At 46.4% G+C, this 12,096-nt stretch carries 17 protein-coding genes; 3 read left to right on the top strand and 14 right to left on the bottom strand.

The features are described from left to right. Nucleotides 1-104: 104 nt before the first annotated feature. Nucleotides 105-521 carry a hypothetical protein gene (locus FSB75_RS17755; RefSeq protein ID WP_146790231.1) on the top strand — a complete coding sequence of 139 codons (417 nt, stop codon included), beginning with the start codon at nucleotides 105-107 and terminating at the stop codon, nucleotides 519-521. 41 nt (nucleotides 522-562) lie between these two features. Here FSB75_RS17755 and FSB75_RS17750 read toward each other — a convergent pair whose 3' ends face one another. The 6 genes from FSB75_RS17750 to FSB75_RS17725 are packed head-to-tail and all read right to left on the bottom strand — an operon-like array spanning nucleotide 563 to nucleotide 4,076. Further along, nucleotides 563-1,219 (bottom strand): phosphatidylserine decarboxylase family protein, encoded by a 657-nt coding sequence (locus FSB75_RS17750; RefSeq protein ID WP_146790229.1) that lies wholly within the window; start codon nucleotides 1,217-1,219, stop codon nucleotides 563-565. Nucleotides 1,220-1,259: 40 nt separating this feature from the next. Then, nucleotides 1,260-1,925 carry an alpha/beta fold hydrolase gene (locus FSB75_RS22265; RefSeq protein ID WP_262711936.1) on the bottom strand — a complete coding sequence of 222 codons (666 nt, stop codon included), beginning with the start codon at nucleotides 1,923-1,925 and terminating at the stop codon, nucleotides 1,260-1,262. Next, complete coding sequence (locus tag FSB75_RS17740; RefSeq protein WP_146790227.1) at nucleotides 1,922-2,155, bottom strand: CBU_0592 family membrane protein; 234 nt, start codon at nucleotides 2,153-2,155, stop codon at nucleotides 1,922-1,924. The genes FSB75_RS22265 and FSB75_RS17740 overlap by 4 nt, the downstream gene beginning before the upstream one ends. A gap of 30 nt (nucleotides 2,156-2,185) precedes the next feature. Next, nucleotides 2,186-2,770, bottom strand: a complete 585-nt coding sequence (locus FSB75_RS17735) for a glutathione peroxidase (protein WP_146790225.1) — start codon at nucleotides 2,768-2,770, stop codon at nucleotides 2,186-2,188. 53 nt (nucleotides 2,771-2,823) lie between these two features. After that, nucleotides 2,824-3,429, bottom strand: coding sequence for a DUF2911 domain-containing protein (locus FSB75_RS17730; RefSeq protein WP_227990628.1), 606 nt, complete (start codon nucleotides 3,427-3,429; stop codon nucleotides 2,824-2,826). 56 nt (nucleotides 3,430-3,485) lie between these two features. After that, nucleotides 3,486-4,076, bottom strand: coding sequence for an acyl carrier protein phosphodiesterase (locus tag FSB75_RS17725; protein ID WP_146790222.1), 591 nt, complete (start codon nucleotides 4,074-4,076; stop codon nucleotides 3,486-3,488). Between the two features lie 176 nt (nucleotides 4,077-4,252). On the opposite strand from FSB75_RS17725, the gene FSB75_RS17720 reads away from it, so the two are divergent. Both FSB75_RS17720 and FSB75_RS17715 read left to right on the top strand, forming a co-directional pair. Further along, on the top strand, nucleotides 4,253-4,699 hold the full coding sequence (locus FSB75_RS17720) for a hypothetical protein (RefSeq protein ID WP_146790221.1): 447 nt from the start codon (nucleotides 4,253-4,255) through the stop codon (nucleotides 4,697-4,699). A 174-nt stretch (nucleotides 4,700-4,873) separates the two neighbouring features. After that, entirely contained in the window at nucleotides 4,874-5,848 is a 975-nt protein-coding gene (locus FSB75_RS17715; RefSeq protein WP_146790218.1) for a deoxyhypusine synthase family protein, read from the top strand. Between the two features lie 50 nt (nucleotides 5,849-5,898). On the opposite strand, the gene FSB75_RS17710 is transcribed toward FSB75_RS17715, so the two are convergent. The 8 genes from FSB75_RS17710 to FSB75_RS17680 form a co-directional block, all read right to left on the bottom strand. Beyond that, nucleotides 5,899-6,438, bottom strand: coding sequence for a Uma2 family endonuclease (locus FSB75_RS17710; protein ID WP_146790216.1), 540 nt, complete (start codon nucleotides 6,436-6,438; stop codon nucleotides 5,899-5,901). A 178-nt stretch (nucleotides 6,439-6,616) separates the two neighbouring features. Beyond that, nucleotides 6,617-7,009 (bottom strand): hypothetical protein, encoded by a 393-nt coding sequence (locus FSB75_RS17705; RefSeq protein WP_146790214.1) that lies wholly within the window; start codon nucleotides 7,007-7,009, stop codon nucleotides 6,617-6,619. 117 nt (nucleotides 7,010-7,126) lie between these two features. Then, a complete protein-coding gene (locus FSB75_RS17700) occupies nucleotides 7,127-8,587 on the bottom strand; it encodes a M28 family peptidase (protein ID WP_172623208.1) in 1,461 nt (486 codons plus the stop codon). A 192-nt stretch (nucleotides 8,588-8,779) separates the two neighbouring features. Next, nucleotides 8,780-9,235: a ribose 5-phosphate isomerase B gene (rpiB, locus tag FSB75_RS17695; RefSeq protein WP_146790210.1), complete on the bottom strand. Its 456-nt coding sequence runs from the start codon at nucleotides 9,233-9,235 to the stop codon at nucleotides 8,780-8,782. A 265-nt stretch (nucleotides 9,236-9,500) separates the two neighbouring features. After that, on the bottom strand, nucleotides 9,501-10,835 hold the full coding sequence (locus FSB75_RS17690; RefSeq protein ID WP_172623207.1) for a glycerophosphodiester phosphodiesterase: 1,335 nt from the start codon (nucleotides 10,833-10,835) through the stop codon (nucleotides 9,501-9,503). Nucleotides 10,836-10,900: 65 nt separating this feature from the next. Beyond that, the gene (locus tag FSB75_RS17685) at nucleotides 10,901-11,200 is read right to left on the bottom strand and encodes a peptide-methionine (R)-S-oxide reductase (protein WP_146790206.1); all 300 of its coding nucleotides are present in this window, start codon (nucleotides 11,198-11,200) and stop codon (nucleotides 10,901-10,903) included. A gap of 5 nt (nucleotides 11,201-11,205) precedes the next feature. Further along, a complete protein-coding gene (locus FSB75_RS21875; RefSeq protein WP_172623206.1) occupies nucleotides 11,206-11,355 on the bottom strand; it encodes a hypothetical protein in 150 nt (49 codons plus the stop codon). Between the two features lie 86 nt (nucleotides 11,356-11,441). After that, nucleotides 11,442-12,086 carry a hypothetical protein gene (locus tag FSB75_RS17680; protein ID WP_146790203.1) on the bottom strand — a complete coding sequence of 215 codons (645 nt, stop codon included), beginning with the start codon at nucleotides 12,084-12,086 and terminating at the stop codon, nucleotides 11,442-11,444. Nucleotides 12,087-12,096 lie beyond the last annotated feature (10 nt).

Below are 12,096 nucleotides of genomic sequence, written 5' to 3'. Positions count from 1 at the left end.
TATTTTTTCATAACCCATCGTTTAGACTATTAAGATAGAAAAATTTTTTGATGCACAAACATGGCCCCTCATAAAATGTTAGAGTAAAAGCGTAACCTTGAGACATGAAAAAGTTGTATACCCTACTTCTATTTCTGCCGTTCATCGCATCTGCCCAGCAAAACGAAGACACCAAAATAAATCTGATCCCAAAGAAAACGGATTCGCTATACTGGCAGGTGAAATATGCGCTTGGTAAATGTGATTACATTGTTCGGGAAGATGGGAACATGGACACACTAAGAACATTCGCTGCAAAATCGCCCTTCATAGAAGGATTTACGGCAATCATTGCGGTAATTAAAGATGGTAAAATTGAATTGAGCGGCTACTACGGACTTTCACAATTTGATGGATGGCTCTTTACACATCAACCAAATCAATACAAACCCATCACTTTTTTTAAAAACAGTAAAGCGTGGAAGCAACTGCTTTACATTGCTTCGAAAATAGACTGCACAGAAATAACGTATACCAAGTAAAACACGCCTTTTATTTTTTATCTTCTACTTTTTCACCTCTCTCACCACCGCGCCAGCACAGTTACGCCGCCTTTTACTTTCTGGTTCATGTTCACTTCGATTTTGGTGCCGATGGGCAGGAGCAAATCAACCCTTGAACCAAATTTGATGAAGCCCATTTCTTCGGCCTGCTTTACGTTGTCGCCGGGCTTTAAGTAGTTGACAATGCGCTTGGCCAATGCGCCGGCAATTTGCTTTACCAGCAATTCTTTTCCGCCCGATTTGTAAACAACCGAATGGCGTTCGTTTTCCGTGGATGATTTTGGATGCCAGGCCACTAAGTATTTTCCTTTGTGATATTCGCTGTACATCACCTCGCCGCTCACCGGGTTGCGGTTTACGTGTACGTTCAGCGGGCTCATAAAAATGGAAAGCTGCAAACGGCGGTCTTTAAAATATTCGTCGGCCTGCACTTCTTCAATCACCACCACCGTGCCGTCGCAGGGTGCAACGATGACGTCTTCGCCATCAGAATAATCACGGGCAGGTATGCGAAAGAACGAAAGAATAAAAACCAGCAAGCCTAAAATTGCCATCACCGTAATCCAGCCGAGGATGGGATAAGCAGGCATCACCAGCAATACCGTTAACACAATGATCGCCGCCGCAACGAAGGTGCTGATGACGATGGTTCTGAATCCTTCTTTGTGAATTTTCATAATGATAATAAGGGGACAAAAGTAAGAAATTAGGCGGCAGCTAATGGGAAAGTGAATGTGTTGACGACAAGACATCTGCCAATCGCCTGGACACTTCGCCAGCTCTTGTCCACACCATGAAATGCGAGCCACGGTCAATGATGCAATCGGCTTTGGTGTATTTAACCGGTAGAATTTTATCAGCGCTGCCGTGAATGTGAAAAAGATTTTTCGGCCGTTCTTTTTGGCCCCAGCGAATGATGGCGTGCATTGCCCAGCGTACAAAAGCCGGTTGTGTGTTGGTAATGATATAATCCATCAACCGCTTTTCATTCTTTGACCGTGCGCCAAACATCCAATGCACCAGCAGATTGGGTTTGCGCAAGAGCCACAGCGGTACAATCTTGTAAAGCGGAACGTGGCGGGCAAATTTGAAAAGCTTCGGAAACTCCGCTACGCAAGCTACACTTGAAATCAGAATTGTTTTTTGCGGATGAAGTTTTTGCGAAAGCACCGAAGCAATCATGCCGCCCATGGACAAGCCCACAAGCGCGAAGGGTTTTGACGTATCAATGCCATTGCCTAACCGCACCGCGTAATCTTCCAGCGATTCAGCCTTGTGTGGTGCAATCCAATCAAGGTAATGAACGGAAAATTCCGGCGGCAATTGTATCCGTTCAAACGCTCGCCTGTCGGCGCCAAGCCCGCTGATGAAATACACGTTCATTCTTTTGCTTTAATCCAGCCAATAAGGGAAACGATTGCCCACGTTCCTTCCAGCACGCAGAACGGCCAGTAACGAATCAGGTAAGAGGCAAAGCAAGTCATGGCTGCGCCGATTGTGTTCAGGGCGAAAAAGATTTTGCTTTGCGACGACATCCAACCAAAGGTGCTGCAGAAATACGCTACCAAAATGAGAAATACGCCTACCGTTCCGATCCAGTCGCTGCTTGTCATGCGATGAATTTACGCAAAAGCCGTTCCGCATCACGCATGGATGGCGGCAATGATTTCGGTGCTCAGTGGCGAAACAGCGGGTTCGAAACAATGTGTGAGTACTCCTTCTTCGTTCACAAGGTATTTGGCAAAATTCCACGAAGGCAGCCGGTCGTTCCAGCCGTTTTTTTCTTTTGACGTAAGCCAGCGGAACACCGGATGCTGCGCTTCGTTTTTCACAACCATCGTTTTCTTCGCTAGTGGAAAACTAACGCCGTAATTAACCGAACAAAACTTCGCAATCTCTTCGTCGCTGCCTTTCTCCTGCTCTTTAAAATCGTTTGCCGGAAAGGCGATGATCTCCAAGTCTTCTTTTGAATGTTGATACAATTTTTGGAGTTCGGCGTACTGCGGCGTGTAACCGCAGTCGCTGGCTGTGTTTACCAGCAATACTTTCTTTCCTCTCAAATTATTAAACGAGAACTCCTTGCCGTTGTTCAAAGTGACTGAAAGCGAGTAAAACGAAACCGGCGGTACAACCGGCTTGCCTTGAATTAAGTGCACTTTGGCCGTGTTTCGTCTTGCCAAAAGAAAAAGCGGATAAACCAGCTTTAAAATTCGTTGACGTAGCGTCATCTTGTGTGCATTAAAAAAACCCTGCAAGGGCAGGGTTGCTATGTTAGACGTGTTTATTTAAACGTGAACGGAAGCGTCACCTTCGCTTCGTCCCAAGCCATCAGCATGTCGGCGCCGGTAGCGGATTTGGTGAATACAATTGTAAAAGCTTCGGTTGCCGGACTGTTCTTTTGCACCGGCACATCTACCCGCAAAACGTCTTTCTTTTCATCGTATTTAAAGGCGCCCCAAGTGTCAAGGTCCTTGTTGAAGATGATGGTCCATTGCGTTTCGGTAGGCAGCGCATAAAGCGTGTAACGTCCCTTCGACAATTTCTTGTCTTTAATCTTTACATCGCGATAGAGTTCAATTTCCGTTGCTTCGTTCGCACCCAGCCGCCATACTTTTCCGTACTCAATCAGTCCGCCAAAAATCACTCTTCCTTCTTTTTGCGGACGGCTGTAAACCACTCTTGCCACCAAAGGCTCCGTTACTTTATCCTGAATTTTCAGCACCGGGTAATTGTCGGGGTAATAAGCCATATCCATCGGCGACTTGTCTAATTGCGGCAACTTTACGGAAGGCGATGCGGTGGTTGCGGGCATAACGTTCGTAACGGATGTTTGCGCAAAACAAACTTGCGCAAAGGCGAGACTACAGAGAAAAAAAAGTTTGTTCATACGCAGGATATTTAGCCGCAAATGTATTGCGGGCAAGCGTTTTAGTACAGAAAAAATCAGGCGAGAAGTTCGGCGAGTTTTTGTTTTGTCGTTTGTTTAACAGCGGGAAAGAATTCTTCGTAATAATTCCGCAACTCGTCGTAATGTTTCAGCAACAACTCAAGGGCCGGCTGACTGTCGCTGATAAAAGCGGCCCGTCTTATTAATCCGCGCAGGCTTTTGTAAATGCCGTCGGTGGTGCGGTAATGATAAAGCCAGTTTTCCATCTTCATGTACGTGAGCACAGGCAAAAAACGTTGTGGCAGGTGAATCGTTTCTTCTTCCAATGTTTGGTAGACACCGTGGGTGAAGGAAAGAAGCGAATCATTGGGAAAAACATTTTCATCGCTTGCCAGAAAATGATCGTACACAACGTCCATGATTGGTCCGCTGTACAAACGATACTGTGGCCGGAAGATTTGCTTGGCTTTTGCGGTAACGGGATGATCGTCGGTGAAGGCGTCAATGAAGCGGTGCAACTGAATTCCCTTTTGAACGCTTGCCGCATATAAAGATTTCTGCCTTCCTTTTACAAAATCCGAAATCATATTTCCCACCAAAATGTGCGGCTCGTTAAACGACAGATACGCATGGGCGAGGTAATTCATCACACTAAATATACAGTTGGTGCACCTTAACTTTTTTTCAAGGTCGTGTTAAGATGCTTAACAGCCTTGTCCATTCCTCACAATTCGCTTGACCTGCCCTGTAACCAATTTTACTTTTGTTCCGTCACATTAACCATACGACAAAAACAAAATTTAAAACTTCTAAAACCAACGTTATGAAATTTTTATTGGTAACCTTAATCAGTGTCTTGTCACTGGTAAACACAAAGGCCCAGGCCTCGGATGACGTGAATGTATCCGCTGCTGTATTAGCCTCTTTTCATTCGGCATTCAAAAACGCATCGGACGTAAAATGGAAAACGTCCGGCGATTATTACAAAGCCGATTTCGTGGTGAACGAACAATACGTTACTGCGTATTACGACGACAACGCTTCTTTGGTAGCCGTTACACGCAACATTAATTCGTATCAGTTGCCGGTAACGCTGCAAACAAAATTGAAAGCGTCGTACGAGAAGTACTGGATCTCCGACCTGTTTGAACTGAGCAACGAAAACGGCGTATCGTATTACGTTACCGTTGAAAACGGCGATACCAAAATCACGCTGAAGTCAGCAAACGCAAGCGATTGGAACGTGTACCAAAAGCAGAACAAAAGCTGAGATGCGTGAGACGTGAGAAGCGAAACGTGAACCGTGCAGTCTTTCAAACATAAGTTCACGCCTGTCTCACAAACAAAGAAGTTTTGGTGTGTAAAACGTCCCGCGGAAGTTCGCTTAAGGCGAACGGAAGCGGGATTTTTTTTGGCCTACATTTGCCGCCTAAAATGATTGGCTATGAACAAAGGACCCGTTTCGCAATTTATAGAGCACCATTACCGCCATTTTAACTCCGCTGCATTGGTAGATGGAGCCAAAGGCTACGAACAGCATTTGCTGGAAGGCGGAAAAATGATGGTAACGCTGGCCGGCGCCATGAGCACGGCAGAGTTAGGGATTTCACTCGCAGAAATGATTCGCCAGGACAAGATTCACATCATCTCTTGCACCGGCGCAAACCTGGAAGAAGACATCATGAACCTGGTGGCGCACAACCATTATGAACGCATCCCCAACTGGCGTGATTTAACGCCGCAACAAGAATGGGATTTGTTGGAGAGAGGATTGAACCGCGTAACCGATACTTGCATTCCCGAAGAAGAAGCATTCCGGAAAATTCAGACGCACATTCATAAAATTTGGAAAGAAGCGAACGACAAAGGCGAACGTTATTTTCCGCACGAGTTTATGTACAAGCTTTTGTTGAGCGAAGTAATGAAGGGTGATTATCAAATTGACCCGAAGCACAGTTGGATGATTGCGGCGGCGGAAAAAAACTTACCCATTGTTGTAGGCGGATGGGAAGACAGCACGATGGGAAACATCTTTGCATCGTATGTGTACAAAGGAGAGATCAATGCCAGTACGATGAAGAGTGGCATTGAATACATGGTGTGGCTGGCCAATTATTACAAGGACAACAGCGGCGGGAAAGGCATCGGCTTTTTTCAAATCGGCGGCGGTATTGCCGGTGATTTTCCCATTTGTGTGGTGCCGATGATGTACCAGGATTTGGAGATGCACGAGATTCCGTTCTGGAGTTATTTCTGCCAGATAAGCGATTCAACGACGTCGTACGGTTCTTATTCCGGTGCGCACCCGAACGAAAAAATTACCTGGGGCAAACTGGATATTCACACACCCAAATACATCATTGAAAGCGATGCAACGATTGTAGCGCCGCTTGTGTTTGCGTGGATCTTGGGATGGTAGAGAAAGAAGATTTGCTGGAAATAAAAAATGACCTCTGTTGAGGTCATTTTTTATTTCCAGATTTCGGCGAAGTCAATAGTTGCTTCGCAGCCTTCTTCAAATTGAAAGCTGTATTGAAACTCCTTGCCTTTTTGTTTGAGAACGTACTCGCCGTTTTCCAAAACATATACTTCCGTTTCTTCTGTATCGGTTGAAACGATAAGATAAAAAGGAATATCCTGCTGCCGGTACAATGTAGATTTTGCGTGACGGTCTTTTAACGCGGTTGATGTAGAAAGAATTTCCACTACCAATGAAGGTGGAAAGTCAACAAACTTCTTTGTGGTGGGTCGGCAAAGGATGGAAATGTCAGGTTGAACAATGGTATGTTCGGCAATTTTGAAATCAACGAACTGATAGGCTTTGCAGTGCTTGCAATTCTTTAGCGCCAAATAAAAAAGTGCACCCAGCGTATTGGCGATCATTTGATGTTTTGGTGTAGGTGCCGGGCTCATCGCATACGGTATTCCATCAATCAGTTCCCAGCGTCCTTCCCATTGCACATAATCTTCGTACGTGTAATAAGGCAATATCTTAACTGCGCTTGACATGTTGACTCAAAGATAAACAATCAAAAAAACAAACCCCGCTCCTTGCTTGCTGCGGGCAGGGTTTCAAAACAAATAAGCAGTTGTTCAGATGAAAGACAGAAATCACTAATTGTTTGCTGCCTGCTAAACAAACAAGGCTTCCGTTGGAAGCCTTGTTTGTTAGGGTCGTTCTGCTTTCTTAGTGTAGGTCTTTTTTCAAGTCCTTTGCGTCTTGACGGCGTTCGCGTTTGTCCTGGCGAGTGTCCCGGGTATCCTGCCGGATGTCTTTTTTATCGGCGATCAAATCTTTTCTGTCTTGACGAATGTCTTTTCTATCGTCTTTGAGTTCGGCGGTGTTGCCGGCTTTCTTATCGGCTTTTAATTCTTTTACATCTTGATGAATGTCTTTCTTATCGGCCGCGATATCTTTCCTATCCTGATGCCGGTCTCTTTTGTCCTGGTGAATGTCTTTGTTGTCGCGGTGAATTTCACGCAGGTCGTGCCTTATTTCACGGTGCTTTGTTTGTGCGTTTACCGAGGTAAAAAATACCGTTGCTGCGCTTAGCAGCAATACTTTCATTGTAGTTTTCATAACGAAGTTTTTTTGTTAATTCAATCATCTTACGCATCCATAGAACGCAACCCTTTTAAAAGGTTTAACGTCGGGCCATAAAAAAACGCTTCAAAAAAATTGAAGCGTTTCGATTTATTAAAAACCGGTGGGCACGTTCAGCGGTATGTCCCGCTTCAGCATGGCATCGCGGTTGGCCATTTCCCAGCCGGTGTAAAAAACCAACTGCGCACGTTTCTGCATCAGGTCGTAATTAATCTTGTCAGGCGTGTCGCTTGGCTTGTGATAATCGGGACGCAACATACCGTCATAATAAAAAATAATGGGCACGCCGTAACGGGCAAAGTTGTAATGATCGCTGCGGAAGTAGATTCTTTCTTTGTCGTTTGGATCGTTGTACTTGTAATCCAGTTGCAGCTTCGTGTATTTGTTGTTGATGCTTTCCGAAATGGGCTTCAAATCAGAACTCAGTTTATCATCGCCCACAACGTACACATAGTTCAGTGTGTCCGGTTTGCGATCCGGATCACTTCTTCCAATCATGTCAATGTTTAAATCGGCCGTTGTTTTGTCAAGCGGATAAACGGGATGATCGGTGTACCATTCACTTCCCAGCAATCCTTTTTCTTCGCCGCTGTTCCACAGAAACACAATTGAGCGGCGCGGGCCCTTGCCTTCTTTCGCTGCTTTTGCAAAAGCTTCGGCAATTTCCAAAACACCAACAGTCCCTGACCCATCATCATCAGCACCCGGAAAAAGAACACCGTTGCGCATTCCCAAGTGATCGTAATGCGCACTGAACACGAGGTATTGATCTTTTAAATCGGTGCCGGGCAAGAAGGCTATCACATCGCTTGCAGGCAATACAACCGTTGCTTTCTTTGTATCCAACAACAATTCTGTTTTTGCTTTTTGAACAGAAGATGATGATGCTTTCACCGCATCATACTTATCGCCGGCGATGGCTCTCGCAACCGCTTCCGATACCTGAAAGAACACCGGATCAACCGAAGCTTTGAATGCATGAATGCCTTGACGGCCCCTGTTGTTCGCAGTTCCCGTTCGCGGAAAATTTGCACTCACGGTCAAAACCACAGCGGGTGATTTCCGGTTCAGTTGCGCAAAGAAATTTTGCGAGATGGTGCCCACAATCATCACCGCTTTACCGGCAAGATCCGCTGACTTTAACGAGTCCGTTGCGCCTGTACCAATCAAGGTTACTTCGCTAAGCCGGTAGATACTTTGGGGGCCGCCGGGGCTGGCCGCAAAATCTTTGTTTAGCTCAAAGGCTTTCCCGTTCACTTCCAATGCAGCGCTTATCAAACTGTCTTGATACAAATTATACGGCATCTGATAGCTGCTGCCGTTGCCCGGTTGCAGGCCAAGCGATTTCACATAGTTTTCAATGTAAGCCGCAGCCTTTCGCTGGCCTTCCGTGCCGGTTTCGCGGCCTTCCATTTCGGGCGAAGCCAAGGTGTACAAATGCTTTTTCATGTCTGCGGCACTGATGGTTTTTGCGTACGCATCGGGCTTGGGGCCACTCTGTGCGAAAACACAAACCACGCCGCTTGTAAACAATGCGGTGAGAACTCTCTTCATGTAATGTATAGTTTTTAAGGAATGAAAATATCCCATCTCTGCAAATACTGCGGAAAGTAAATTGTTAAACGGAAAACAAGCGAAACGTGAAAGTGAAAACGTGAGACGTCAAACGTTAAACGTGAGACAGAAGTGAACTATGAAGTAGAAGACTTTACGGTTTCAGTTCTATCTTCTCACGTTTCACATTAATCATGCGCAGGCAATCTTAGCCACTCTTGTCCCGTGGCGGCCGCCTTCAAATTCGGTGGAAAGAAAAATGTTCACCATCTCTTCGGCTGCTGGCGGCGAAACAAAGCGGGCAGGCAAACAAATCACATTGGCGTTGTTGTGTTGGCGAATGAGGCCGGCTACTTCGTTGTTCCAGCAAAGACCGGCCCGAACGTTCGGGTATTTGTTGGCCGTAATGGCCACGCCGTTGCCGCTGCCGCAAATTAAAACGCCAAAGGCTGCCTCGCCGTTTTCAACAGCGGCCGCCACGGGGTGAGCAAAGTCGGGGTAGTCAACCGAATCTTTGCTGTAAGCACCTACATCTTTTACGCTCAGCCCTTTGTTTTGCAGCATTTCAATAATCATGGATTTATATTCAAAACCCGCGTGATCGGAACCAACAACAACGGGCCGGGACAAATCAAAAACATAATTCATAAAAAAAGAGTTTACGCAAAGATATAGGTCAGGGGAATCCCCTTAAACCCCTCCCAGGAGGAGGAATGTGCGCACAGCGCCCCGCTATTACGGGATAATAAAAAGCTCAATCATTTCTTCTGATTGAGCTTTTCTTTTATGTACTTAGCTGTTGAACTACCATTGAGCTTTCGTTGCGTCGCACTCCTGTACGTTCGTCCCGCTACGCAGCAAAGAACCGCTCTGTCTTATGCCCGCACTTTACCACAACAAGCGTGTTGAATGATTAACCTTGTACGGCAATTGCTTTTGTTTCGTTGCCGCTAAAACCAAAGCGGCTTGCAAGGACGTAATACCAATGGGCTGCCACCGACGGTGCGTTGGTAACAAGGCCGTCAAAGCCTCCTTCCGACATGTACAGGTCAATCAAAAATTGACTGTCAAGCGACCAGACAAAGGCTTTCTTTCCCGCGCTGTGCATGACCGCCACGTTTTCCGGTTGAAAGCCGCCAGTGTACTGCGGCGCCCATACATTGGCGTTTACGTTCATCACGACCTCGGGATTCATTTCAACCAGCGACGGAATTTCTTCATAACCTTTCAGTTGCACAAAACATTTCAGCACATCGTTGTCGGGTATGCCGATGTAAATAAAAAACTTCCGTCCCAACGCTGTGGCTCTTTGCAGGTAACGTTCCTGCAATTGTTGCACGATCTCCAGGTTGCATTCTTTTTTTATGTCAAGCCAAACGGTTTGCAACGGGGTTTTATGCAAGAGGGTGTGAAGGCATTCATCGAGCGTTGGCATTACGCCACCTTTGCGCAGCCGCATCCTTTTTAATTCGCGCAGCGTGTAATTGTGAATCAGGCCGCCGTAAATTTTGTCCTTCACCGTATGCACCGACAAAAAGCTGTCGTGAAAAATTACGGGCACACCGTCTTTGGTCATGCGCACGTCTATTTCCACGCCGGTAGCGCCAAGCCTTGCGGCCATTTTCATCATGGCCAGCGAGTTCTCCGACACGGGCAAAAAATCCACGTTGCGTGCCGCACCGCGGTGACCAATAATTTCAAAAGAATCATTTGGCGGCAGTGCGTGTTTGTAACGCAACAGGAGCGGTTGATGCGGCCTTTTGTTGTCGTTGCCAAAGCGGCCTTGCAGCAGCATTGTTTGCGTTGTACCGCCTTGCAGCAAAGCCGTTGCGCCGGCTGTTTTGCTCATCACCAAATGCACCAGGCCCGTGCCGTTGCTGCTTGCTTTGCGCCAATAGCCGTACAAAAGAACGGCGCCTCTGCGCACTTTTGCTTCGCAAACAAAATAGGTCCCGTTCTTTTGACAGAAGAACGAAAGGTGAAAATTTTTTCGCCGGTGTTCAATTGTGTAACTGCATTTTACCACGGCCGTGTCGCCAAAAATTTCCGTTCCTTTTTCAATGCTGTAAATACCCTGCATTCGCTCACAGGCATTGCCCCTGAGCCGCCGCGCACCGGGCCGGTGAAAGCGCCACCAGCGGCGGCGCGGAGTGGGTACGCTGCGGGTACGGTAGGCCACATAAGCGGCCGCACCTACAACAGTCAGCAAGGCTCCGAGCAGAACGTACAAGCCTTTTGGCTTTGCCATAAAATTTGTCTCCTGTAACGATGCGGTGCAAGAAACAGACCGCATCCTCGTTGTTGCGTTCTACTTCATCGCTCAAGTACGATGGCGTTTTTGCTTACGCAGTAACGAAGTCCGTTTGGTGTGTATTTGTTTTGAAAAAGATGGCCGAGATGCGTACCGCAACGGACACACAGCAATTGTGTCCTGCTTCTGCCGTACGTGTGCAAAGGCCGAAGTTTCACACCGCCTTCAACGTGCAACCAAAACGAAGGGAACCCGCAGCAGGCGTCAAACTTTTTCGCGGCTTCAAACAAGGTGTTGCCGCAGCTTGTACAGCAATAAACACCGGGATCGTTGTGATGAAAAATAATTTCTTTGTTGTACATCTCAATTACGCGGCTCTCCAGAATGGAGAGGCACTGCGTTCACGGCTATAGCTGGCGCTGGCCACTTGCCCTGGCTTTTCGGAACGCACCAATACGGGACGGGCAACAATCTTTCTTCTTCTTTTTTCTGCACCGGTTTCTTTTCTGTTTTCCATGAGTGAATTCTTTTTTTCTACAGAAGCAGAAAACAAAATAGTGCCAAAAATTTTATTGTTCGTGAAGGCGTGTGAATTGTTTTTGTTCACTGTTGCTTTTCGTAACGGAAAGAACTTTTATTGGATAAAGGATGGCCGCCTTCCAAACCTTCGGGTGTAAAGTGCAAGCGAAAATTTTGAAAGAAAACTTCCGTCAACCAAGGCTCGGGCGCAAACACAAAATGATTGTGCAAGGTTTTCTTTATTACAAAGACTGATTTCTTTTCGGGACAAAATTCAAATGCAAGTTCAAGGCTGTCTAGCATTTGCGAACGAAAAACAACAATGCCTTTTTCGTTTGTTATGCCTTCCTGCATTTTGCCGTTTCCAAATAATCTGCAATGAAAATAGCGAAACAACGAAGCATCGCTTTCTTTTATCTGCACGGTAATTTTATCGTCAGCGATTTTGTTGGCAACAAGCAACTTAAAATCATAGAGAGGCTTCGCTTCACTGTCCAACACAAGCGTATCGTTTTGCACCCGCCAGTGTCCTTTGCCATAGCGATCGAGCGCACCGTATGAAAAGAAGAATTGAAAGGAACTGTCGCTGTCAAGCGTAAACCCCGACGCAGTTTCCATCACGCCGCGCAGGTAATATTCGCCTACAGGCGAATTCTTTGATTGCGCCTTCATCGTCAGACAAAAAAACAAAAAAGAAAAACCAAACGCACAGGCTTTGGCCAAAATCATTCAGCAAAGA

It is taken from the genome of Flavisolibacter ginsenosidimutans (assembly GCF_007970805.1).
Taxonomy (GTDB): domain Bacteria; phylum Bacteroidota; class Bacteroidia; order Chitinophagales; family Chitinophagaceae; genus Flavisolibacter; species Flavisolibacter ginsenosidimutans.
Note: the sequence above shows the minus strand (reverse complement) of the source record. Positions and strands in the feature narration are given on the sequence as shown.

Coding starts and splice junctions, on each gene's coding strand:
- FSB75_RS17755 (WP_146790231.1), top strand. CDS start 105: ATGAAAAAGTTGTATACCCTACTTCTATTTCTGCCGTTCATCGCATCT.
- FSB75_RS17750 (WP_146790229.1), bottom strand. CDS start 1,219: ATGAAAATTCACAAAGAAGGATTCAGAACCATCGTCATCAGCACCTTC.
- FSB75_RS22265 (WP_262711936.1), bottom strand. CDS start 1,925: ATGAACGTGTATTTCATCAGCGGGCTTGGCGCCGACAGGCGAGCGTTT.
- FSB75_RS17740 (WP_146790227.1), bottom strand. CDS start 2,155: ATGACAAGCAGCGACTGGATCGGAACGGTAGGCGTATTTCTCATTTTG.
- FSB75_RS17735 (WP_146790225.1), bottom strand. CDS start 2,770: ATGACGCTACGTCAACGAATTTTAAAGCTGGTTTATCCGCTTTTTCTT.
- FSB75_RS17730 (WP_227990628.1), bottom strand. CDS start 3,429: ATGAACAAACTTTTTTTTCTCTGTAGTCTCGCCTTTGCGCAAGTTTGT.
- FSB75_RS17725 (WP_146790222.1), bottom strand. CDS start 4,076: ATGAATTACCTCGCCCATGCGTATCTGTCGTTTAACGAGCCGCACATT.
- FSB75_RS17720 (WP_146790221.1), top strand. CDS start 4,253: ATGAAATTTTTATTGGTAACCTTAATCAGTGTCTTGTCACTGGTAAAC.
- FSB75_RS17715 (WP_146790218.1), top strand. CDS start 4,874: ATGAACAAAGGACCCGTTTCGCAATTTATAGAGCACCATTACCGCCAT.
- FSB75_RS17710 (WP_146790216.1), bottom strand. CDS start 6,438: ATGTCAAGCGCAGTTAAGATATTGCCTTATTACACGTACGAAGATTAT.
- FSB75_RS17705 (WP_146790214.1), bottom strand. CDS start 7,009: ATGAAAACTACAATGAAAGTATTGCTGCTAAGCGCAGCAACGGTATTT.
- FSB75_RS17700 (WP_172623208.1), bottom strand. CDS start 8,587: ATGAAGAGAGTTCTCACCGCATTGTTTACAAGCGGCGTGGTTTGTGTT.
- rpiB (WP_146790210.1), bottom strand. CDS start 9,235: ATGAATTATGTTTTTGATTTGTCCCGGCCCGTTGTTGTTGGTTCCGAT.
- FSB75_RS17690 (WP_172623207.1), bottom strand. CDS start 10,835: ATGGCAAAGCCAAAAGGCTTGTACGTTCTGCTCGGAGCCTTGCTGACT.
- FSB75_RS17685 (WP_146790206.1), bottom strand. CDS start 11,200: ATGTACAACAAAGAAATTATTTTTCATCACAACGATCCCGGTGTTTAT.
- FSB75_RS21875 (WP_172623206.1), bottom strand. CDS start 11,355: ATGGAAAACAGAAAAGAAACCGGTGCAGAAAAAAGAAGAAGAAAGATT.
- FSB75_RS17680 (WP_146790203.1), bottom strand. CDS start 12,086: ATGATTTTGGCCAAAGCCTGTGCGTTTGGTTTTTCTTTTTTGTTTTTT.